This window comes from Arthrobacter alpinus (genome assembly GCF_001294625.1).
Lineage (GTDB): Bacteria > Actinomycetota > Actinomycetes > Actinomycetales > Micrococcaceae > Specibacter > Specibacter alpinus_A.
This window is the reverse complement of the sequence record NZ_CP012677.1, coordinates 3,828,301-3,848,565: the sequence shown is the minus strand read 5'-3', so window position 1 is coordinate 3,848,565 and position 20,265 is coordinate 3,828,301. Positions and strand designations below refer to the sequence as shown.

16 protein-coding genes are annotated in these 20,265 nt (G+C 64.8%); 10 read left to right on the top strand and 6 right to left on the bottom strand.

The genetic code is table 11. The features are described 5' to 3' along the window. Positions 1 to 163: 163 nt before the first annotated feature. Positions 164 to 1,666: an APC family permease gene (locus tag AOC05_RS17600; protein ID WP_062008811.1), complete on the top strand. Its 1,503-nt coding sequence runs from the start codon at positions 164 to 166 to the stop codon at positions 1,664 to 1,666. 75 nt (positions 1,667 to 1,741) lie between these two features. Here AOC05_RS17600 and AOC05_RS17595 read toward each other — a convergent pair whose 3' ends face one another. From AOC05_RS17595 to AOC05_RS17585, 3 genes are all read right to left on the bottom strand, one after another. Further along, positions 1,742 to 3,109 (bottom strand): MFS transporter, encoded by a 1,368-nt coding sequence (locus AOC05_RS17595; RefSeq protein ID WP_062008809.1) that lies wholly within the window; start codon positions 3,107 to 3,109, stop codon positions 1,742 to 1,744. A 192-nt stretch (positions 3,110 to 3,301) separates the two neighbouring features. Continuing rightward, positions 3,302 to 4,954 carry a thiamine pyrophosphate-binding protein gene (locus AOC05_RS17590; protein WP_062008807.1) on the bottom strand — a complete coding sequence of 551 codons (1,653 nt, stop codon included), beginning with the start codon at positions 4,952 to 4,954 and terminating at the stop codon, positions 3,302 to 3,304. A gap of 313 nt (positions 4,955 to 5,267) precedes the next feature. Then, positions 5,268 to 5,738: an Lrp/AsnC family transcriptional regulator gene (locus AOC05_RS17585; protein ID WP_062008805.1), complete on the bottom strand. Its 471-nt coding sequence runs from the start codon at positions 5,736 to 5,738 to the stop codon at positions 5,268 to 5,270. Between the two features lie 284 nt (positions 5,739 to 6,022). Between AOC05_RS17585 and AOC05_RS17580 the strand changes: the two genes are divergently transcribed. The 7 genes from AOC05_RS17580 (at position 6,023) to AOC05_RS17550 (ending at position 12,945) form a co-directional block, all read left to right on the top strand. Next, positions 6,023 to 7,495, top strand: a complete 1,473-nt coding sequence (locus AOC05_RS17580) for a fumarylacetoacetate hydrolase family protein (protein WP_062008803.1) — start codon at positions 6,023 to 6,025, stop codon at positions 7,493 to 7,495. After that, positions 7,492 to 8,175, top strand: a complete 684-nt coding sequence (locus AOC05_RS17575) for a GntR family transcriptional regulator (protein WP_157375019.1) — start codon at positions 7,492 to 7,494, stop codon at positions 8,173 to 8,175. The genes AOC05_RS17580 and AOC05_RS17575 overlap by 4 nt, the downstream gene beginning before the upstream one ends. Before the next feature lie 39 nt (positions 8,176 to 8,214). Continuing rightward, on the top strand, positions 8,215 to 9,720 hold the full coding sequence (hpaE, locus tag AOC05_RS17570; protein WP_062008799.1) for a 5-carboxymethyl-2-hydroxymuconate semialdehyde dehydrogenase: 1,506 nt from the start codon (positions 8,215 to 8,217) through the stop codon (positions 9,718 to 9,720). 28 nt (positions 9,721 to 9,748) lie between these two features. Next, on the top strand, positions 9,749 to 10,822 hold the full coding sequence (gene hpaD / locus AOC05_RS17565; protein ID WP_062008797.1) for a 3,4-dihydroxyphenylacetate 2,3-dioxygenase: 1,074 nt from the start codon (positions 9,749 to 9,751) through the stop codon (positions 10,820 to 10,822). Between the two features lie 11 nt (positions 10,823 to 10,833). Then, on the top strand, positions 10,834 to 11,619 hold the full coding sequence (hpaH, locus tag AOC05_RS17560) for a 2-oxo-hept-4-ene-1,7-dioate hydratase (RefSeq protein ID WP_062008795.1): 786 nt from the start codon (positions 10,834 to 10,836) through the stop codon (positions 11,617 to 11,619). Next, a complete protein-coding gene (locus AOC05_RS17555) occupies positions 11,604 to 12,413 on the top strand; it encodes an HpcH/HpaI aldolase family protein (RefSeq protein WP_186760113.1) in 810 nt (269 codons plus the stop codon). Before hpaH ends, AOC05_RS17555 begins: the two co-directional genes overlap by 16 nt. 241 nt (positions 12,414 to 12,654) lie before the next feature. Beyond that, positions 12,655 to 12,945 (top strand): antibiotic biosynthesis monooxygenase family protein, encoded by a 291-nt coding sequence (locus tag AOC05_RS17550; protein ID WP_062008793.1) that lies wholly within the window; start codon positions 12,655 to 12,657, stop codon positions 12,943 to 12,945. 101 nt (positions 12,946 to 13,046) lie between these two features. Here the strand turns inward: AOC05_RS17550 and AOC05_RS17545 are convergent, their stop codons facing one another. Next, positions 13,047 to 14,939 carry an FAD-binding monooxygenase gene (locus tag AOC05_RS17545; protein WP_062008791.1) on the bottom strand — a complete coding sequence of 631 codons (1,893 nt, stop codon included), beginning with the start codon at positions 14,937 to 14,939 and terminating at the stop codon, positions 13,047 to 13,049. 227 nt (positions 14,940 to 15,166) lie between these two features. Between AOC05_RS17545 and AOC05_RS17540 the strand changes: the two genes are divergently transcribed. Both AOC05_RS17540 and AOC05_RS17535 read left to right on the top strand, forming a co-directional pair. After that, a complete protein-coding gene (locus AOC05_RS17540; RefSeq protein WP_062008789.1) occupies positions 15,167 to 16,945 on the top strand; it encodes a plasmid pRiA4b ORF-3 family protein in 1,779 nt (592 codons plus the stop codon). 53 nt (positions 16,946 to 16,998) lie between these two features. Further along, a complete protein-coding gene (locus tag AOC05_RS17535) occupies positions 16,999 to 17,814 on the top strand; it encodes a hypothetical protein (RefSeq protein ID WP_082358064.1) in 816 nt (271 codons plus the stop codon). Positions 17,815 to 17,827: 13 nt separating this feature from the next. Here the strand turns inward: AOC05_RS17535 and AOC05_RS17530 are convergent, their stop codons facing one another. Then, the gene (locus tag AOC05_RS17530) at positions 17,828 to 18,925 is read right to left on the bottom strand and encodes a phosphotransferase family protein (protein WP_231687142.1); all 1,098 of its coding nucleotides are present in this window, start codon (positions 18,923 to 18,925) and stop codon (positions 17,828 to 17,830) included. After that, entirely contained in the window at positions 18,913 to 20,178 is a 1,266-nt protein-coding gene (locus AOC05_RS17525) for an acyl-CoA dehydrogenase family protein (RefSeq protein ID WP_062008785.1), read from the bottom strand. The genes AOC05_RS17530 and AOC05_RS17525 overlap by 13 nt, the downstream gene beginning before the upstream one ends. Between the last annotated feature and the right edge of the window lie 87 nt (positions 20,179 to 20,265).

Sequence of the window (20,265 nt, the reverse complement as noted above, 5' to 3'; positions counted from 1 at the left end):
GTCGTCGCCACGCATGTGGTGGCGGCCTTCCGCGTCTGCTCGCCGACGGCGGACACCCCAGAGTTCTTGCACTGGCAGTCAATGCCCATGCCGTCAACAACAAGAGATTCATTGTGATGAATGCCACACTTAAGCTGTCTTTATTCTCCCACTGGAGGTTTTAATGTCACGCGAACAAACCGTCCCACCCCCCAGCACCACCACCGACGGCGGATCCGGCCGGGGACTGAGCAAACGCACCCTCGGTGTTCCATCCTTAGTGTTCATGATCATCGCCGCCTCCGCACCCTTGACGGTGGTCGCCGGAGGTATTCCGAGCAACTTCGCCGTCACCGGAAATATCGGCATCCCGCTGTCGTTCATTGTCCTGGGCGTCTGCCTGGTGCTTTTCACCGCAGGATATGCGGCCATGAGTGCACACATCCGCAACGCCGGCGCATTTTATGCCTACATCGCCCAAGGCCTGGGCAGGGCCACGGGTGTCGGCGCCGCCTGGGTTGCGCTGATCTCCTACAACGCTATGCAGGTCGGCATTTACGGCCTCTTCGGCTTCGCGTCGGCATCCTTCGTCAACGGGAAATTTGGTCTGAACATCCCCTGGTGGGTGGCCGCATTGGTGGGCTTTGTCATCGTCGGCTGGTTGGGTATCAACAAGGTTGACCTCTCGGCCAAGGTCATCGGCGTGCTCGTCGGCCTGGAATTCCTCGCCGTGATCGTCTTTGACGTTGTCGCCTTCGCGGTCAGCCCGGAAGGCTTCAGCGGTGCCGGCCTGGCGCCGTCGAGCCTGTTCACAGCGGGAGTCGGCGCGGCGCTGGCGTTCAGCATGGCGGCGTTCATGGGCTTTGAATCGGCGGCCATCTACAGCGAAGAGGCAAAGGATCCCACCCGCTCCATCGCCCGGGCCACGTACATCGCTGTCGGCATTATCGCCCTTTTCTACGCCTTCTCCGGCTGGGCCATGACCGTCGGCACCGGACCGAGCCAAGTGGTTGGCCAGGCGCAGGAATTCGGCCCCGACCTGCTGTTTGTTTTCCTCTCCGAGCACGGCGCAGTGCTAATTTCGGACATCGCACAGGTCTTGTTCATCACCAGCTTGCTGGCCGCCCTCATCGCGTTCCACAATGCGGTGGCCCGGTACGTCTTCTCGCTGGGCCGTGAAAGCGTGCTGCCGCGAGGATTTGCCCGAGTTAACGCCCGGCATGCACCAGTGGCCGGTTCCCTGACCCAGTCCGCCGTGGCCCTGGTCATGCTGGTGGTCTTCGCCATCGCCGGGACAGATTCCGAGCTGGGAGTAATGTACCCCGTGCTGACCTTCTTTACCTGGCTGACCAACACCGCCGCTTTTGGCCTGGTGCTGTTGCTGGTTCTGATCTCCATCGCCGTCATCGGTTACTTCCGTAAACATGATTCGGGGTATTCGGTGTGGACGCGGGTCATTGCGCCGGGCCTAGCCACACTCAGCCTGGGTACCGTTTTTGTGCTGATCGTGGTGAACTTCAATGTGTTGATCGGCACGGAAGGGTTCTCCCCCTTGTCCTGGATCCTGCCGGCCCTGGCCGTTGTGCCGGGCATCGTCGGACTGCTGTGGGGGCTGCGGCTAAAGAAGACCCGCCCGGAGATCTACCAGGGCATCGGCTTTGGCGGGGCGGACGACACTTCCGCCTGAGCGCTCCATGGTCAAAGCTAAGGGCGGCCCGGCATATGCCGGGCCGCCCTTAGCGTTTCAGTGACAGAAGCGGCGTTACTTTCCCGTAGCCACTTGCTCGTCGGCCAGCCGCACGAGCTCCGGGTCGACATCTTCGACATGCAGGTTGCGCCCGCGCGTCTCACCAACCCACAGCACGGCGGCCATGGAGACGACCGTCAACGCCATGATGTACAACGCGATGGAGCCGGACCAGCCGGTCTTCTGCAGCAACATCTCCGCAACCATGGCCGCGAACGCACCGCCGAGAATCGCGCCGATGGCGTACCCGATGGAGATGCCCGAGTAGCGGATGTGCGCCGGGAACATCTCGGCATACATTGCCGACTGCGGCCCGTAGGACAACCCCAGCCCGATGGTCAGCACGAACACGGCGACACCGTACAGGAAGACGCTACCGGTGTCGATTAGCGCAAACATGGGAATCATCCAGATGAACACCAGTGCATATCCGGCCAAGAATGTGGCACGGCGGCCGATCTTGTCCGAGAGCCAGCCACCAACGAGGGTGAAGATCAGCCAGCCGACCGAGCCGATGGTGGTGGCCAGCAGAACCGGTGCTACCGGCATTTTCAGCACCTTGGTGGTGTACGCGATGAAGAAAGCGATAACCAGGTAACCCGCGGCATTGTTGGAGACGAAGATCAGCGCCGCCTGGACGACCTGCTTGGTATTGGTCTGGAACAGCTGCTTGAGCGGGGTGTGCTCGGAAGCCTTCCGAAGTGCCAGCTGCTTGAAGACAGGAGACTCTTCCACTGCCTTGCGGATCACGTAGCCGACCACAACGAGCACCACCGAGAGCAGGAACGGGATGCGCCATCCCCACTCCATGAACTGGGCCGGCGTCATGGCGGTACGCAAGATGAACAGCATGCCGGTGGCCAGGATCATGCCCAGAGGCACGCCGATCTGCGGGTAGGCGCCAAAGTAGCCGCGCCTGTTGGCCGGGGCGTGTTCGACGGCCATCAGCGCGGCCCCACCCCACTCGCCACCGGCGGAGAAGCCCTGGATAACGCGTAGCAGCACCAGCAGCAGCGGGGCCAACAGGCCGATCTGATCATAGGTGGGAAGCAGACCGATCAAGGCGGTGGCCGCACCCATGAGGATCAGGGTGAACACCAGTATCCGCTTGCGGCCGTATTTGTCTCCCAAATGCCCGGCAACAATGGCGCCAAGCGGACGGAAGAGGAAGGAGATGCCGATCATGGCGAACGCCAGGATCTGGCCGAGCCCGGGGTTGCTCTCACTCAACGGTTTGAGGAAGAGCGGGGTCAGCAGCGTCGCCGTGAGCTGGGCAAAGATGAAAAAGTCGTACCATTCAATGGTGGTGCCGACCAGTGTCCCGGCTAAGACCCGGCGAGCCGCGGAGGTGCTCGTTGGTGTAACTGTTGATGAGTGGGGCATGCGAACTCCATCGTTCGGCGCGTAGGCGCGGTGGCGTATCGGTCAAATATTTACCGAACGGTCGGACGGTAAATAGCTTCGGGTCATCGTACCACGCACTGTGGGACATCTCACAGTGCGTTAATTTCGGGCGCCCACACCACGGGCAGGCGGCACCCCGCACGGCCCACTGAGCCACCTGCCCGCACCGAACTAGTTCGTCAGCGCCGCCAGGATGGGGGCCATGCTTTCTTGCATATATTCGGCCACCACCGTCTGAGAAACGGCCACATCCAAGACAAAGAGTCCCCGGGCGCCGTCGTCCAGCCAGGCGCGCAGTTCCTGAAGATCCGCCAGTGAGCGCATCTTGGTGCCTGACGCGCCCAGCGCCTTGCCCAGGGCGGCAAAGTCCACCTCGTCAATTTGCATGGCGGTATCATCGAGGCCGCGCACGGCGTATTGGTGCAGCTCCGCCCCGTAGGCGGCGTCGTTGAACACCACCATGACACCGCTCGCCACGGTCCGCACCACCGTGTCCAGATCAGCCAAACCCATGAGCGCCCCGCCGTCGCCGGATACCAGCACGGTGAGCCGCTCAGGCCGGGCGGCCGCGGCCCCCACGGCCGACGGCAGGCCCAGGCCGATGGTCTGAAATGCGGTGCCCACCATCATCAGGGCGTGCGGATCAGGAACTTTGCAGTACATGGGCGCCCAGCCAATGAAGTGCCCGCCGTCCTGGACGATGGTCCGGTTGGCCGGGAGTACCGAATCGAGCATTTGGGCTACCGCGCGTGGGTTCAGCCTGCCGTCCAGGGCAAATTCTTCTTCGGCAAGCTCCATGGCTAAGGAGCCGTCTGCAACCTCCGGGTGCTGCTTACGCCACCCCCCACCGGACACTGTGGGTGCGGCGGCCAGCAGTGATGCCGTGTACTCGGCCGCATCGGCGCGCACAAACCGGGAGACGCAGGCGCTGGTGGCTGTCTCGCCGAGATCCACCTGGATCACGGTTGCACCGGCGTCGAACAAGGTCCCGTACCGGGTTTGGAAGGTATTCAGGCTGGCGCCCACCACAAGCACCACATCCGCCTGTCGCATGAGCTCCGCAGCCGCCATCCTGGCGAACCCGCCGGCGATCCCCAGATCCCAGGGTGACTTAAAGACGTTCCTTGCCATAGCCGAGGTAGCAAAAAGTGCCCCTAACCCGTCGCCGAGTTCCCTCAAAGCAGCTCCCGCCCCCGCTACCACGGCACCTCGGCCTGCAACGATCAAGGGCCGGGCGGCACCGGCCAGGACCCGGAGCACGTCCCGGGTGTCGGCGTCGTTGGACGCGGGACGAACAAGCCCTACCACGGGAACCGCAGGAACCTGGGCCCCGGCGTCAGCTGCGGCGAGGTCATAGGGGATCGCCACAATCACAGGACGTTGATCACGGGCGGCCAACGCCCAGGCCCGCTCCGTTACGGCCATGGCACTGTCCGGGGCAACCGTGAGCGTCTCCACGCCGAGACCCCGGGCCACCATCGCCTGGTCGATGTCCCAGGCGCGGGGGCCGGTGGTGGGAACATCGCCGACCACCACCACCATGGGAATGCGGGCCTTGGCGGCCTCGGCCAGGGAGGTGAGGCAATTGGTGAAGCCCGCCCCATAGGTCACCGTGGCCACGGCGATCTCCCCGGAGGCCCGGTGGTAGGCGTCGGCCATGGCAACGGTGCCAGCCTCATGTCGGGCGCTGATGTAGCGCAGTCCGCGACTGGTGACGTTGCTGGTAAAGAATGCGTTGCCGTTGCCCATGAGGCCAAAGACGGTGTCCGTGTGCCGGGCACACACGTCGGCAACGACGTCGGAGATGGTTGGTGTTTGCGTCATTTCTTGTTTCCTTCGAAAAAGTGGGTTATAGCGCGGGCAGCCCCGTGGCAGCTAGTCCACGGCGTCGGCGCTCAATACGCCCCATGCACATTGTTGGGATTACAGAGGAAGATCAGCATGATGGCCGCTGCCGCTTCTGCGCTGCTGTCGACCAAAGCACCAAGAATAAGATTCCAATCACAATGTAGAGACTCCACCCAAGAGTGCGCAACCGTCAGCAGATCAGCCGGTCAACCTGTACATAATGACCGGTTGCTGCCGTCGAGGACTAGACAATTTGTCTACCTACTGACCGCCAACAGGGAATGGCGGGTCAGATTCGCGCTGCGGCCTTGAACAAGGGAAGGTGCCGGTTCTGCATGTGGGTTTCCAGGACAATCACAGTGGAGGTGCGGGCAACGCCGGGCGTCTGGGACAAGATGTCGAGCACCAATTGGAGATCCGTGGTGGACTTGGCCACGATCTTGACCAGGATGTCGCTGGCTCCTGAAACCGTGTGCATCTCCAGGATTTCAGGAATCGCAGAAATGGCGTCAAAGACAACGCCGTGGCCAATCCCCTGGGCGATCTCGATGGAACAAAACGTGATGATGGGGTAGCCCAGGGCTGCGGGGTCAATCTGCGGAATGATCCCGGTGATGACGCCGCCCAATTGCAGCCGGTCGAGCCGGCCCTGCACCGTGGCGCGGGCGATCTTGAGCCGCCGCGAGCACTCCAGCACGCCAATTCCAGGCTCGGCCGTGAACAACTCAACAATCGCGGCATCCAGTGCGTCAACTTTCATAGCTCCATTATCCGTGGTGGGCAGCAAGCTGCGCCGCTCCCGGCTGGCGTGGCTCGCTTCCGAAACAGGCCGCCCGGGGGCCATTGTGGTTATTCGATGGTGGCCAACCAGCGGCGAATCACCATAACGGCCCCTCCCAAGCAATCCCACGGGGCCGTCCCCATAAAACATGTGCGCTCAACGGTTGACGTGACGCAGACAACAGGACTAGGCTGATCGTATACGATTTCGTACTTGATCAACCCGGCGTCATTCAAGCCGATTCTTCAGCCCAGGAGTGTTTCGTGGAACAAGTCACCGCAGCCACCATCAAGGCCGCAGGCAAGGTCATCGCCGTCCACCTGGCGTACCAGTCGCGGGCCGATCAGCGCGGCCGCACGCCAGCCAAGCCATCCTATTTCCTGAAGGCCTCCTCGTCGTTGAGCCTGAGTGGCTCGGACATCGAACGCCCGGCCGGCTGCGAGCTTCTCGCTTACGAGGGTGAGATCGCCTTGATCATCGGCACCGCGGCCCGGCGCGTCAGCCCCGCGGAAGCCTGGTCGCATGTCGGGCAGGTGAGCGCCAGTAACGATTTGGGTGTTTACGACCTCAAGTACGCGGACAAGGGCTCCAACGTCCGTTCCAAGTCCGGCGACGGCTTCACCCCTTTCGGGCCGGCCCTCATTCCGGCTGCGGACATCGACCCGGCGGCCCTGCGCGTGCGCACCTGGGTTAACGGGGAACTGGTCCAGGAAGACACCACGGCCGGGCTGATTTTCCCGTTCAGCCAGATCATTGCCGACCTCTCCCAGCTCATGACTTTGGAACCCGGCGACGTCATCCTGACCGGCACCCCCGCAGGCTCCTCTGTGGCCGTCCCCGGCGACGTCCTTGAGGTTGAAGTCGACGCGCCGGCCCAAGGTCTGAGCACCGGCCGGCTGCGTACCGCCGTCGTGCAGGGGACCACGGAACTGGCCGAATTCGGCAACGGCCCCAAGGCCACCGACACGGACCGTGAGGACGCGTACGGTTCCGCCGAGGCTGCCGGCCTGGCTCCGAAGGGCCTCAGTGCGGAGCTCAAACGCAAGTTGACCAGCGTCGGCACAGCCACGCTGAGCGCCCAGCTGCGCCAGCGCGGATTGAACAACGTCAGCATCGACGGGCTCAAATCAACCCGCCCCGAACTGCGGATCGCCGGCACCGCCCGCACCCTGCGCTACGTGCCCAACCGTGAGGACCTGTTCAAGACGCACGGCGGCGGCTACAACGCCCAAAAGCGCATCATCAACACCCTCAACGACGGCGACGTCCTGGTCATGGAGGCCCGCGGCGAACCCGGCACAGGCACCGTGGGCGACATCTTGGCCCTGCGTGCACAGGTCAGAGGTGCCGCGGCCATCGTCACCGACGGAGGCGTCCGCGACGTGGCCGCCGTCGCGGCCCTGGACATGCCCACCTTCTTCACCGGCGCCCACCCCGCGGTGTTGGGACGCAAACACATCCCTTGGGACACGGACCTGACCATCTCCTGCGGCGGTGCCACCGTCCAGCCCGGTGACATCATCGTCGGCGACGCCGACGGCGTACTGGTCATCCCGCCGTCGTTGGCGCAAGAGGTGGCCGACGCCGCCATCTCCCAGGAGCACGAGGAAACGTTCATCGCCGAGATGGTCGCCGAGGGCCACGGCGTGGAGGGCCTGTACCCGATGAACGCGGCGTGGAAGGCAAAGTTTGCGCAGTGGGCCGCCACGCATCCCCACCCGGCGGCACAGCCGTGAGCGAGGAAACCGGCAGCAAGTCAGAACGCGCCTACGCCGCCATCAAGGAAAAAATCTTAGGTGGCGAGTACTCCCCCGGCTACCGGCTGGTGCTGGCCAAGCTCGCCGAGGACCTCGGCTTCAGCGTGGTCCCGGTCCGGGAGGCCATCCGCCGGCTGGAGGCCGAGGACTTCGTCACCTTTGAACGCAACGTTGGCGCCACGGTGGCTGGGATCGAGCCCACCGAATACCTGTTCACCATGCAGACTCTGTCCATCGTGGAGGGAGCGGCAACCGCACTGTCCGCACCGCTCATCACGCCGGGGGACATTGCACGCGCGCGGGCCATCAACGCCCAAATGCGTTCCTGCCTGGAGCACTTCGACCCCCTGCGCTTTACGGCGCTGAACCTGGAATTCCACAGCGTCCTGTTTGAAAACTGTCCCAACCCGCACATCCTGGACCTGGTCCACCGCGGCTGGAACCGGCTCAAGACGCTGCGCTCCTCCACCTTCAGCTACGTCCCGGGCCGGGCCCAGGAATCTGTGGCCGAGCACGAGGCGCTGCTGGAGTTGCTGGAAAGCGGGGCGGGGACGGATGACATAGAACGTGCCGCCCGCGCCCACCGTGCCGCCACCCTCGACGCCTATCTGGCACACAGCCACCGCGACGCACCGGCCACCCTGGCCCAACTTCACTAACGCACCAATCTTCCGTAACCGATGCAAAGGAAACAACCCATGACCGCGCATTACCTTCCCAATAACCTCCCCACCCACATCCAGCACTACATCGACGGCAAATTTGTTGAGTCTGTTGGCGGGGAAACCTTTGACGTGCTGGACCCGGTCTCCAACGCCAACTACGCTACGGCCGCGGCCGGGCAGAAGGCGGACATCGACCTCGCCGTGGCCGCAGCAAGCGAAGCGTTCATCAACGGTCCGTGGCCGCGGATGAAGCCGCGGGAGCGCTCCCGCGTCCTGAACAAGATCGCCGACGCCGTCGAAGCCCAGGAGTCCCGGCTTGCCGAGCTGGAGTCCTTTGACTCCGGCCTGCCCATCACCCAGGCCCGCGGCCAGGCGCTGCGGGCAGCGGAGAACTTCCGCTTCTTCGCGGACTTGATCGTGGCCCAGTTCGACGACGCCATGAAGGTTCCCGGCACCCAGATCAACTACGTCAACCGCAAGCCGATCGGCGTCGCCGGGCTCATCACCCCCTGGAACACCCCGTTCATGCTCGAATCCTGGAAACTGGCCCCGGCTTTGGCCTCCGGCTGCACCGTGGTGCTCAAGCCCGCCGAGTTCACCCCGCTCTCCGCCTCGCTGTGGGCCACCATCTTTGAGGAAGCCGGGCTGCCGCACGGTGTGTTCAACCTGGTCAACGGCCTGGGCGAGGACGCCGGCGATGCCCTGGTCAAGCACCCCGACGTGCCGCTGATCTCCTTCACGGGCGAGACCACCACGGGGCAGACCATCTTCCGCAACGCCGCGGCCAACCTCAAAGGCCTGTCTATGGAGTTGGGTGGCAAGAGCCCCTGCGTGGTGTTCGCCGACGCCGACGTTGACGCCGCGATCGACTCCGCCCTCTTCGGCGTGTTCTCCCTCAACGGCGAGCGCTGCACGGCCGGCTCGCGCATCCTGGTGGAACGCAGCATCTACGACGACTTCTGTGAGAAGTTTGCGGCTCGGGCCAGGAACATTGTGGTGGGTGACCCTCACGACCCGGCGACCGAGGTGGGTGCGCTGGTCCACCCGGAGCACTACAACAAGGTCATGAGCTACGTGGAGATCGGCAAGTCCGAGGGCCGGCTGCTGGCTGGAGGCGGGCGCCCGGAGGGCCTGGATACGGGCAACTACGTCTCCCCCACCGTCTTTGCGGACGTGTCGCCCGACGCGCGGATCTTCCAGGAGGAGATCTTCGGCCCGGTGGTTGCCATCACCCCTTTTGAGAACGACGACGAGGCGCTGGCTTTGGCGAACGGCGTCAAGTACGGCCTGGCCGCCTACATCTGGACGAACAACCTCACCCGCGCCCACAACTTCGCCCAGAGCGTAGAGGCCGGCATGGTGTGGCTGAACAGCCACAACGTCCGCGACCTGCGCACCCCGTTTGGCGGTGTGAAGGCGTCCGGACTGGGCCATGAGGGCGGCTTCCGCTCGATCGACTTCTACACCGACCAGCAGGCCGTGCACATCACGCTGGGCACCGTCCACACCCCCAAATTCGGCGCTTCCGCCGCCAACTGACCACCCCCGCTCAAAGAGGAGTAACGCCATGACTGACTTCATCCACACCCCCTCCGTGCCCGCCCCGGACATCGTCCGCTGCGCCTACATGGAACTCGTGGTCACCGATCTGTCCAAGTCCCGCGAGTTCTATGTGGACGTGCTGGGCCTGCACGTCACCGAAGAAGACGAGAACGCCATCTACCTGCGCTCCCTGGAGGAGTTCATCCACCACAACCTGGTGCTGCGCAAGGGCCCGGTGGCCGCCGTCGCCGCCTTCGCCTACAGGGTGAAGTCACCGGCCGAGGTGGACGCCGCCGAGGCCTACTACAAGGAGCTGGGCTGCCGAACCGAGCGCCGGCGGGACGGCTTCGTCAAGGGCATCGGCGATTCCGTCCGCGTTGAGGACCCGCTGGGCTTCCCTTACGAGTTCTTCTACGAGACCACGCACGTGGAGCGCCTGACCCAGCGTTACGACCTCTACACGGCCGGTGAGCTGGTCCGCCTAGACCACTTCAACCAGGTCACCCCGGATGTCCCCAAGGGCCGGGCTTACCTGGAGGATTTGGGCTTCCGGGTCTCCGAGGACATCAAGGACTCCGACGGCGTCACCTACGCAGCCTGGATGCACCGCAAGCAGACCGTTCACGACACCGCCCTGACCGGCGGCGACGGCCCACGCATGCACCACGTCGCCTTTGCCACGCACGAGAAGCACAACATCATCCAGATCTGCGACAAAATGGGTGCCCTGCGCATCTCCGACCGCATTGAGCGCGGCCCCGGCCGGCACGGCGTCTCCAACGCTTTTTACCTGTACATCCTTGACCCCGACGACCACCGCGTGGAAATCTACACTCAGGACTACTACACTGGCGACCCGGACAACCCCACCATCACGTGGGACGTGCATGACAACCAGCGCCGCGACTGGTGGGGGAACGCCGTCGTACCGTCCTGGTACACCGAGGCCTCCCTGGTCCTGGACCTGGACGGCAATCCGCAGCCGGTCATCCAGCGCTCCGACGCCTCCGAAATGGCTGTCACCGTCGGCGCCGACGGCTTCTCCTACACCCGCGAACCGGGCGAGGACCGCGGCTTCAAGCTGGGCAACCAACTCTAAAAGGAGACACCATGCTTGATGATGACACCATTGCGCGCATTGCCGACGAGCTGGTCGACGCCGGCCGCACCCGGACGCCGATGCCGCGGCTGACGGCGCGGTACCCGGACATGACCGTGGAGGACTCCTACCGGGTGCAGAACTTGTGGCGCCAGCGCGGCGAGGCTGCCGGGCGGGTGCTGGGCGGGCACAAGATCGGTCTGACGTCCAAGGCCATGCAGTATGCCACGGGCATCACCGAACCGGACTACGGGATCATCTTCAAGGACATGATCCTGGAGAACGGCGCCACGGTGGAGTGGAAACAATACTCTCACCCGCGCATCGAGGTGGAGCTGGCATTCCTGCTCAAGGAGGATGTCAGCGGCCCCGACGCCACGATCTTCGACGTCCTGCGCGCCACCGAATACGTGGTGCCGGCATTGGAGATCCTGGATTCGCGGATCGAGATGGAGAGCCGCACCATTGTGGACACCATCTGCGACAACGCCGCCATGGGGGCCATGGTCATCGGCGGGACACCTGTGCGCCCGCACGACGTGGACCTGCGCTGGGTGGCGGCCATTCTCTACAAGAACCAGGTGGTGGAGGAGACCGGTGTGGCAGCCGGCGTACTGAACAACCCGGCGTCGGGGGTGGCCTGGCTGGCCAACAAGATCGCACCGCACGGGGACGTGCTCAAGGCCGGGGAGCTCATCCTGGCCGGCTCCTTCACCCGGCCCATGTGGGTTCACCCGGGTGACACCGTGTTTGCCGACTACGGAAAGATGGGCACCATCACATGCCGATTCGAGTAGCACCGGACGCGTCCTTCAAGGACGCCTTGGCGGCGGCGGACCGCCCGCTGGCTGGGATGTGGGTGTGTTCAGCCAGCCCGCTGGTGGCCGAGATCTGCGCCGGTTCCGGCCTGGACTGGCTGCTGATCGACGCCGAACACAGCCCCAACGGGCTGGAGGCCATCCTGGCGCAGCTGCAGGCAGTGCGCAGCTACCCCGTCACCGCCGTCGTCCGGCCCCCAGTCAACGACGCCGTGCTGATCAAGCAGTACCTGGACCTGGGCGTGCAGTCCTTGCTGATCCCCATGGTCCACACGGCCGACGACGCCGCTGCCGCGGTTGCAGCTGCCCACTACCCGCCGCTCGGGATCCGCGGTGTAGGCTCGGCGCTGGCCAGGTCCGCCCGCTGGAACCGAATCCCGGACTACCTGGCACGGGCCTCGGAGACCATCACCGTCATGGTCCAGATCGAATCGCGCGAGGCCGTGGAGAATGCCGCCGCCATTGCGGGCACGGACGGCGTGGACGCCGTCTTCATCGGCCCCTCGGACCTTGCCGCCTCCATGGGGCTGCTGGGCCAGCAGGAGCATCCAGACGTTGTCGCCGCCGTCGAACACTGCATCACGGTGGCCAAGGCTGCCGGCAAGCCCGTGGGCGTCAACGCGTTCGCCGAGGCCACCGCGCGCCGCTATCTCGAAGCAGGCGTGGACTTCATCCTGGTCGGGGCCGACGTGGCCTTGCTGGCCCGGGGCAGCGAAGCCCTCGCCGCAAAGTACATTCCAGAGGCCGGCCCCGGTACTACCGCCAGCTACTAGTCCAGGGCTCCGCTCCGCCGTTGTTCCACCGGGAACGGGGCCAACCCGTCGCCGCGTGAATTTCGCGGGCCGAAACAGGGGCCAACCCGCGCGGGCGGTGTATCTTTGCGGTGCGTTCGCGGGTTGGGACCGTGTTCGTGAGAGCGGGGTATCTTGGCACCGGCTAGATGGCCGGGGGCCGTGTTGCGGTAGCGTGGAAGGACAGGTGGTCCGGCGGATCCGGATCCCGGAAGGAGCACACGTGTCCATCGTTGTCATAAACGCACTCAACGTCCCCGTGGAGGCCGGGTCCGAACTGGAGGCGCGCTTCGCTGCCCGCAAGCACTCGGTGGACGGTTCCCCCGGATTTGAGCGATTCGAGCTGCTGCGCCCCGTCTCCGGTGAAGACCGCTACTTCGTCTATACGCAGTGGGCAACCCGGGAAGACTTTGAGGATTGGCGCGCCAAGCGGGCCGGCCACGACCACTCGGACCAGGCACCGGTGGCCAGCGGCATGGACCTGCTCGAATTCCAGGTCGTCGACTTAGGGTAGCCCCGGCAGATCCCAAGCAAAAGCCCCAAGCAAAAGTCCCAGCCGAAAGGGGCAGGTCCCGCAGTGAACCCACTGCCGGACCTGCCCCTTTCCCGTGCCTTTTAGACGTTCTGACCCGTGTGGACCTGCCCGAAGAAATCGCCCAGCTCCGCGGTCGCGGTCAGCGGCAGCACGGCAGCCACGTACTGGTCCGGGCGGACCACCACCACCACGCCGTCGCGGCTAAGTCCACGGACATCGAAGATGTCATCTCCGGAAACCGTCCCATACACCTTTTCGTAGTCGGTGAGCTCAAACGGTCCCACGAACGGCTTGAAGACCGCGGGCACGGCGTTGATGTCAATGTCCTCGTGCCGCTGCTGGTAGATGACCTTCACATCAAACCAGGCGTCGGCGTCGAGCCCCTGCGGCGTTGCCGCAAGGGGCGATTCGGGCGCGGTGGCGAGCCAATGCGCCAACTCCGAAGCGGGTGACGCGGCACCGGCCGGGGCGGCGTCGGCGAAGACGTAGATGCGCCACCGGCCGTCGGCCGTGGCATGGTGACCCAGATGGATCGGGTTGGTGTCGCAGACTCGGGAGGCCATGGCCGATTTAAAGCGTTTGCCGACCGGGAATCCGGTGGCCAGGCCCTGGTGGGTGGCAGCACCGGTGATCAGCGACGGCGCGTACTCGGTCATGAATCCCGCGGGGAATTCGGCGGTGCGCACGTAGAAGTCCTCCAGCTCCGAGGGGTCATCGAACTCCTCGGGTTTCTTGGCCATCAGCGAGGACCAGGTCTTGTCAAAGTCGATGAGGTTCTTCGCCACCACCTGGCGCTCGGCCGAATATGTGGACAGCAGGCTCTCCGGGCTGCGGCCCTCCAGGACGTGGGCGAGCTTCCACGCGATATTAAAGCCGTCCTGCATGGAGACATTCATACCCTGGCCGGCCTTGGCACTGTGAGTGTGGCAGGCGTCGCCGGTGATGAAAACGCGCGGCGTGCGGGTCCCCACATCCTGCGGAAGGACGTCGTCAAACCTGTCGGTAAGGCGGTGCCCCACCTCGTACACGCTGTGCCAGGCGACGTTGCGGACATCGAGCGTGTAGGGCTGTAGGATCTGGTTGGCCTTGGCGATGATCGTCTCCAAGGAGGTGTTTCGCACGGCGCCGTTGTCGTCCTCGGGCACCACGCCCAGGTCCACATACATGCGGAAGAGGTGGCCACCTTCGCGCGGGATCAGCAGGATGGATCCGCCGTCGTGGGACTGGATGGCGCACTTGGTGCGGATGTCCGGGAAGTCGGTGCGGGCCAGGACGTCCATGACCCCCCACGCGTGGTTGGCCTTGTCCCCGGCCATGGTGCAGCCGATCGAGTCCCGTACCTTGCTGCGGGCACCGTCACATCCGATCACGTACTTGGCCCGCACAATGCGCTCGGCACCTTCGTCCGGCCCGGCACTGCGGACCAGCGTCACAGCCACGGGGTACTCGACACCATCCGTGACCTCGACACCTTGGAAGTCCCAGCCGTAGTCGGCAGTCAGACGCGTTGGCGAGTTGGCCGCAACCTCGGCGAAGTAGTCCAGCACACGGGCCTGGTTCACGATCAGGTGCGGGAATTCGCTGATGCCCGTGGCGTCGTCGACGGCGCGGCCGCCACGGATGATGCGTGTGGGGTCCTTTATATCCGGGCGCCAGAACGCCATCTCGGTGATTCGGTAGGCCTCGGCGATGATGCGTTCGGCGAACCCGAACGCCTGGAACGTCTCGACGCTGCGGGCCTGGATGCCGTCGGCCTGGCCGATTACCAGGCGCCCATCGCGGCGCTCCACCATGCGGGTGGTGATTCCGGGGAACTGCGAGAGTTGGGCCGCCGCCAGCATGCCCGCCGGGCCGGAGCCCACAATGAGCACGTCCACCTCGTCGGGAAGCTCCGCGGGACGGTCAATTCCGGTCCCCGCTGCTGCTTGGATGCGCGGGTCACCGGATACATAGCCGTGGTGGTGGAACTGCACAGGAGGGCTCCTCACTACATTGTGCGGCTCAGTCGCCGCCAGTGTCACTTGTTCACTATCTGAACGGACTGTTCTAATAGTGCACAATCAGCATAAATGTGTGCGGCGCCACACGCAAGTGGCAATACGTTCATCACGACGGCGGGACTCGTCAAGGCGCAAATGTCCCCACCCGCCGTCGTCCAGCTACGGTTGAGGGATACAGTCTCCATCTGCGAAGGAATCCCGTGGCCACGAAGTCCAAGAAGTCCCGCTTTGGCAATCCGGTCACGGCCGCCGACGCAAAGACGGTGCTCTCCTTCACCGACGTCGTGGCGCGGCGGGCCCTAGAACCCCTAACACCCGGGTTCCGCGCGTGGGCCACCGCAGCCGGAGTGGATCCCGAACAGCTGGACTGGCTCTGCAGCCTGCTGGCGGATTTCTTCAAGAACTACGCCCAAAGCGTCCCCGCCGTCGATGCGACGAACATAGACGTCCCCCTGACCAGCAAGATCCTGGGATCGGCGGCGGACTTCCACCCCGAGATGCGGCTGGGCATTGGCCTGGCCCTGCACACGTTCCTGAAGTTCCTGGAAAACACGCTGACATGGGCGGGGACGCAAAACGACTTGGCGCAACTTCTGAGAATGACGGACCCGGAGCGTGCCGCGGCGGTTGGCCTCAAGCTGTCGCAGTACGTGAGCGTTCCACCACTCACCCCACAGGAGGCCGGCGAGACCCGGGCGCAGCTGGTCTATGTCCGCCGGGCCGTGGCGTTGCTGGCCTGGATTGGCGAGGGTCGCAAGTTGACGGACACACGGCTCCTGCCCCGCAAGGACATTGCCGAGGCAGCGGCCTGTGTAGGCGTGAACGCCGTGGGAGCCGCCACCACCAAGGCTGACCCGACGGCGGCTGCCGATGCGCCGAGACCGGTGACCTCCATGATCCAGCTGCCACCCCTGATGGAGTACTGGCAGGCATTGATCGACACCAGGCTGATCACTGTCAGCGCGAACCACGTCAAGCTGACCAAGATCGGCCAGGCGCTACGCGAGAATCCGGCCGGAGCAGACCACGACACTGCGGTGCTGGCCTACTTCCTGTTCTACGACTCCATCATTCCGTACGCGGCCTTCGACCCCGAGAAATCAGTGAACGTCATGGTTGCCCTGTCCCTGGCGGATGCGGCGTCCAACAAACCGATGAAATCCGAGCTCCTCTTTGGACCAAGCGCACTCGCTGGTCCCAAGGCACTTGAGGCCATCATGGTGGGCTCGCAGATACGGAAGTTCGCCGAGGAGGGCCTGGTGGAAATCGGAACACACATCACGGTCCCGCCCGTGCTGCGCAGCCCGCTGGCCTCGGCGCTCAAGCTCCTCGATGACAAGATCGAGGAACTCGCAGCGGAGGCCGCGGCCGCTGCCAGGTCCGCGAACCGTGCGCCGTCACAAGCCACCTACCAGCTGAAGATCCAAATCGATGACATCACCTCGCCCGTCTGGCGCCGCGTGGAGGTCCCGGCCGAGATTGCCCTCGACGAGCTCCACGACCTCCTCCAACACCTGTTTGCCTGGGAAGACCGCCACCTGCACGAATTCCGGATCGGAGACCATGCCACCGGTGTCCGCTACGCCCCCGACGACCCCGACGCCGATCACTGGGGCACACCTCCCCTAGACGAAAGGGATGTTGCGCTGAACTCCTTACTGACCGCACCAGGTTCAGCCCTGCACTACCATTACGACTTTGGCGACGACTGGGAGCACACCATCACGCTGGAAGCCATCCTGCCGCCAGCCGCCCCCGGGGAGCTGCCCCGGTGCACCGACGGCGGCGGCCACGCACCGCAGGAAGATTCGTTCGGGGCGCATGGCTGGATGGACAAGCTCGCCATTTCCCGTGATCCAGGCCATCCCGACCACAAGAACATCCGCGCCTGGCTGGGACTGCGTAAGGGCCAGAACATCGACCCGGAGCATTTTGACGCGGGTGCGCTCGCAAAGCGGTTGAAGGCCCTGCTCCGGTAATCGTCGCCGCCCTTCACGGGTAGCTCCCAGCCAATTGGCGCAGAATCCAAATCATGCTTGAGGAGATTTCACCGGATGGGCCCGGATCAACGGTCGCGCGGCCAGCGACCCCGCTAATTTCAAAGGTTCCCGAGGTGACGGCGATCTTTTGGGTCACCAAGGTCCTGACCACCGGGATGGGCGAAACCACCAGCGACTACCTGGCGCACACCCTGGACCCGGCACTCGCCGTCGGCCTTGGCGCACTGGCGTTTGCGGCCGCACTGGGCCTGCAATTCGCCGTGAAAGCTTACATCCCGTGGGTCTACTGGTTGGCCGTGGTCATGGTCAGCATTTTCGGCACCATGGCCGCGGATGTCCTCCATGTAGGGCTCGGCGTCCCCTACCTGGTGTCCACCGTTTTCTACGCCGCCGTGCTTGCTGCTGTGTTCATCTTGTGGAAGCGCAAGGAAGGGACCCTGTCCATCCACAGCATCACCTCCCGAAGCCGTGAAGGGTTCTACTGGGCCACCGTGCTGGCCACCTTTGCCCTGGGCACCGCTGCCGGTGATCTCACCGCCATGACCTTCAACCTGGGCTACTTGGGTTCCGGCGTCCTGTTTGCCGTTGCCATGGCGGTCCCGGCGCTCGCGTACTGGAAGCTGGGCCTGCCTGCGGTCCCGGCATTTTGGGTGGCTTATGTCCTCACCCGCCCGCTCGGCGCCTCGTTTGCGGACTGGATGGCCGTTTCGCACCAGCGAGGCGGCCTGGACTGGGGGTCCGGCCCGGTCAGCATCGGCTGGGCCCTCGCCATCGCCGGACTCGTGGCCGTCCTAGCCGTCAGCCAACGCCGGTTGATCGATGTTGGCCCAGGCACAATCCACACCTGATCCGGACCGCAGCCTACAAACGCGCTGCGTGGGCAGCGGCCACGTCCAGAAGCCGCGGCACGCCCTCCTCCAGCACCGCACCAACGTCCTGGCCGCCGTCGTGCCCGCCGCCTTCACCCTGGCGCCACCGCGTGTAGATCGCCTCGCTGAAGATCGCCGCCTTCCACAGGGCCAGCGCCTGATACCAGGGCAGCGCGGATAAATCGAGCCCGAAATGCTCGTTGTACCGGGCTGCCAGCTGTTCCCGGGTGGGGTAGCCGGGTTGGGAGGTCACGGTGGTCAGCTCCATCAACGTGGCCGGCGTTCCTGCCTGCGCCCACGTTGCGCTGAGGTAGCCCAAGTCGGCCAGCGGGTCCCCGAGCGTGGCCATCTCCCAGTCCAGGACCGCCTGCACGCGCACGGCCCCGTGGCTGCGGAACATCAGATTGCCCATCCTGTAGTCGCCGTGGATCAGGGACGTGCGCTGCGTCTGCGGCCGGTTCGCCTCCAGCCACTGCGCCAGCGCCCGGACCTGCGGCAGTTCCCTCGTGGCGCCCATCTCCCACAGGCCGGCAAAGCGTTCCACCTGCCGTTTCAGGTACCCTTCGGGGCGCCCAACTTTTGCAATCTCGCCGTGGCTGGTGTCCACCGAATGTAGCCGCACCAGCATGTCAAGAACGGCCTCCCCGCTCTCTCTGCGCTGCGCCGGCGAGTCCAGGTGCGCCGGAATCCTGTCCGTCACCACGTCGCCTTCGAGGAAATCCATGACGTAAAACGGCACGCCCAGGACGTGTGTGTCGGCGCATACGGCAAGGATTTTCGGGACCGGCACACCCAGCGGCGCCAGCAATTGTTGCAGGTGGGCTTCGCGGATCATGTCGTGGGTCGACGGGGGCAGCGGCGGGCGCGGGCCCCTGCGAAGCACGACATCGGCCCCTCGCCGGATGATCCGAAAGCTCACATTGGACTGTCCCTCGCCAATCCGGCGGATGTGCAGGGGCCCCGCCCCCAGGCCTGCGCCGTCTAAGAACTCTTCCACGCGCTCCACGATCAGCAGGGGCGGCGTTGTAAGACGTTGCGCCTCCGCCGTGGTGTCCACCACGTCTTGGCGGGCACCCATCAGCGTTGCCACCTGTCAGCGTTGACCGTGCCCTGGAATGGCTCGCCGGCCTCCACGGCGTGGCGCCTGGCAGCGGACGCACGCCGGGCGATGGCCCACTTGTGGGTCTCGGTGGACCCGTCATAGATGCGGAACGGGCGCACCTCGTTCAGATACTGGGCTAGAGGGAGTCCGTCGGAGACGCCGTCGCCGCCGCACAGCTGGACCGCCCTGTCGATGATCCGGTAGACGGCCTCGGAGCAGTGCACCTTGGTCACCGACGACAGCGCTGACCCGGACCTGGGATCGACTCCCAGCAAGGCCGCACATTGGGTGATAATGGCATCCGAGGTCTCGATGTCGATGACCGACTGGGCGATCATGTCCTGCGCGATGCCCAACTGCGAAATATGGGTGCCAAAGATTTCGCGGCTGTTGGTCCTGTCCAGGGCTATGTCCAGGGCGCGGCGGGCCAGGCCCAACCATCGCATGCAATGTGTCAGCCGGGCGGGCCCCAGCCTGACCTGGGCATGTTTGAAGCCCATCCCCGGCTCCCCCAGCACGGCGGCGGCGGGGACCTTGACGTCGTCGAAATCCACATGCGGGTGGCCGCCTGGAAGGTACTTGTCCATGGTGTGGATGGGCGCTCCCAGGCTGACGCCGGGGGTCGCCATGGGCACCAGGAACATGGTGGCCCCGGCCGGTGCGGTCCCGGATTCGGCGGTCCTGGCCATCACAATCGCGAAGCTGGCAAATGTGGCCCCGCTGGTGAACCGTTTGCGGCCGTTGATGACCCAGCCCTTGCCGTCGCGGATGGCAGTGGTGAGGAGGGCATCCGGATCTGAACCGGCGCCGGGGTGCGGCTCCGACATGGCAAAACAGGAGCTGATCTCGCCTGCGGCTAGGGGTGCAAGGTACCTGCGCTGCTGTTCCGCCGTGCCGATCAGGTGCAGCATGTGCATATTGCCTTCATCCGGAGCCATGCAATTGAGCACCGCCGGACCAATCGGGGAATAGCCGGCCTCCTGGAACACTGGTGACCAATGTTCCACCGCCAGCCCCTGCCCGCCAAAGTCCTTGGAAACGTGCGGGGCATACACCCCGGCAGCCTTAGCAGCCTCGGACAGCTCGCGCCGGACGGCAAGGTTCAGTGCTTGGCCCGGCCGCGGCTCAGCCGGGATGACGGTGCTGCGAATGAAGTTCCGTGTGCGAGCGCGCAGCTCCTGGACCTCATCCGGGAAGCTCGCGCCCGGGCCGATCCCGCCCGCGAAAGGAACGCCGCTCATGTGCTTCTCCGCTCTGTCGAAGGATAGATCTTGACCCAGCCAAGGCGCGGAGTACGGAGTTAGAAACGTGGGCACCCTCGGCGACCA

Bases quoted from the DNA above. Each gene is read 5' to 3' on its own strand.
- AOC05_RS17590 (WP_062008807.1), bottom strand. From the start codon at position 4,954: ATGACGCAAACACCAACCATCTCCGACGTCGTTGCCGACGTGTGTGCC.
- AOC05_RS17555 (WP_186760113.1), top strand. From the start codon at position 11,604: ATGCCGATTCGAGTAGCACCGGACGCGTCCTTCAAGGACGCCTTGGCG.
- AOC05_RS17595 (WP_062008809.1), bottom strand. From the start codon at position 3,109: ATGCCCCACTCATCAACAGTTACACCAACGAGCACCTCCGCGGCTCGC.
- hpaD (WP_062008797.1), top strand. From the start codon at position 9,749: ATGACTGACTTCATCCACACCCCCTCCGTGCCCGCCCCGGACATCGTC.
- AOC05_RS17585 (WP_062008805.1), bottom strand. From the start codon at position 5,738: ATGAAAGTTGACGCACTGGATGCCGCGATTGTTGAGTTGTTCACGGCC.
- AOC05_RS17600 (WP_062008811.1), top strand. From the start codon at position 164: ATGTCACGCGAACAAACCGTCCCACCCCCCAGCACCACCACCGACGGC.
- AOC05_RS17535 (WP_082358064.1), top strand. From the start codon at position 16,999: ATGCTTGAGGAGATTTCACCGGATGGGCCCGGATCAACGGTCGCGCGG.
- hpaE (WP_062008799.1), top strand. From the start codon at position 8,215: ATGACCGCGCATTACCTTCCCAATAACCTCCCCACCCACATCCAGCAC.
- hpaH (WP_062008795.1), top strand. From the start codon at position 10,834: ATGCTTGATGATGACACCATTGCGCGCATTGCCGACGAGCTGGTCGAC.
- AOC05_RS17525 (WP_062008785.1), bottom strand. From the start codon at position 20,178: ATGAGCGGCGTTCCTTTCGCGGGCGGGATCGGCCCGGGCGCGAGCTTC.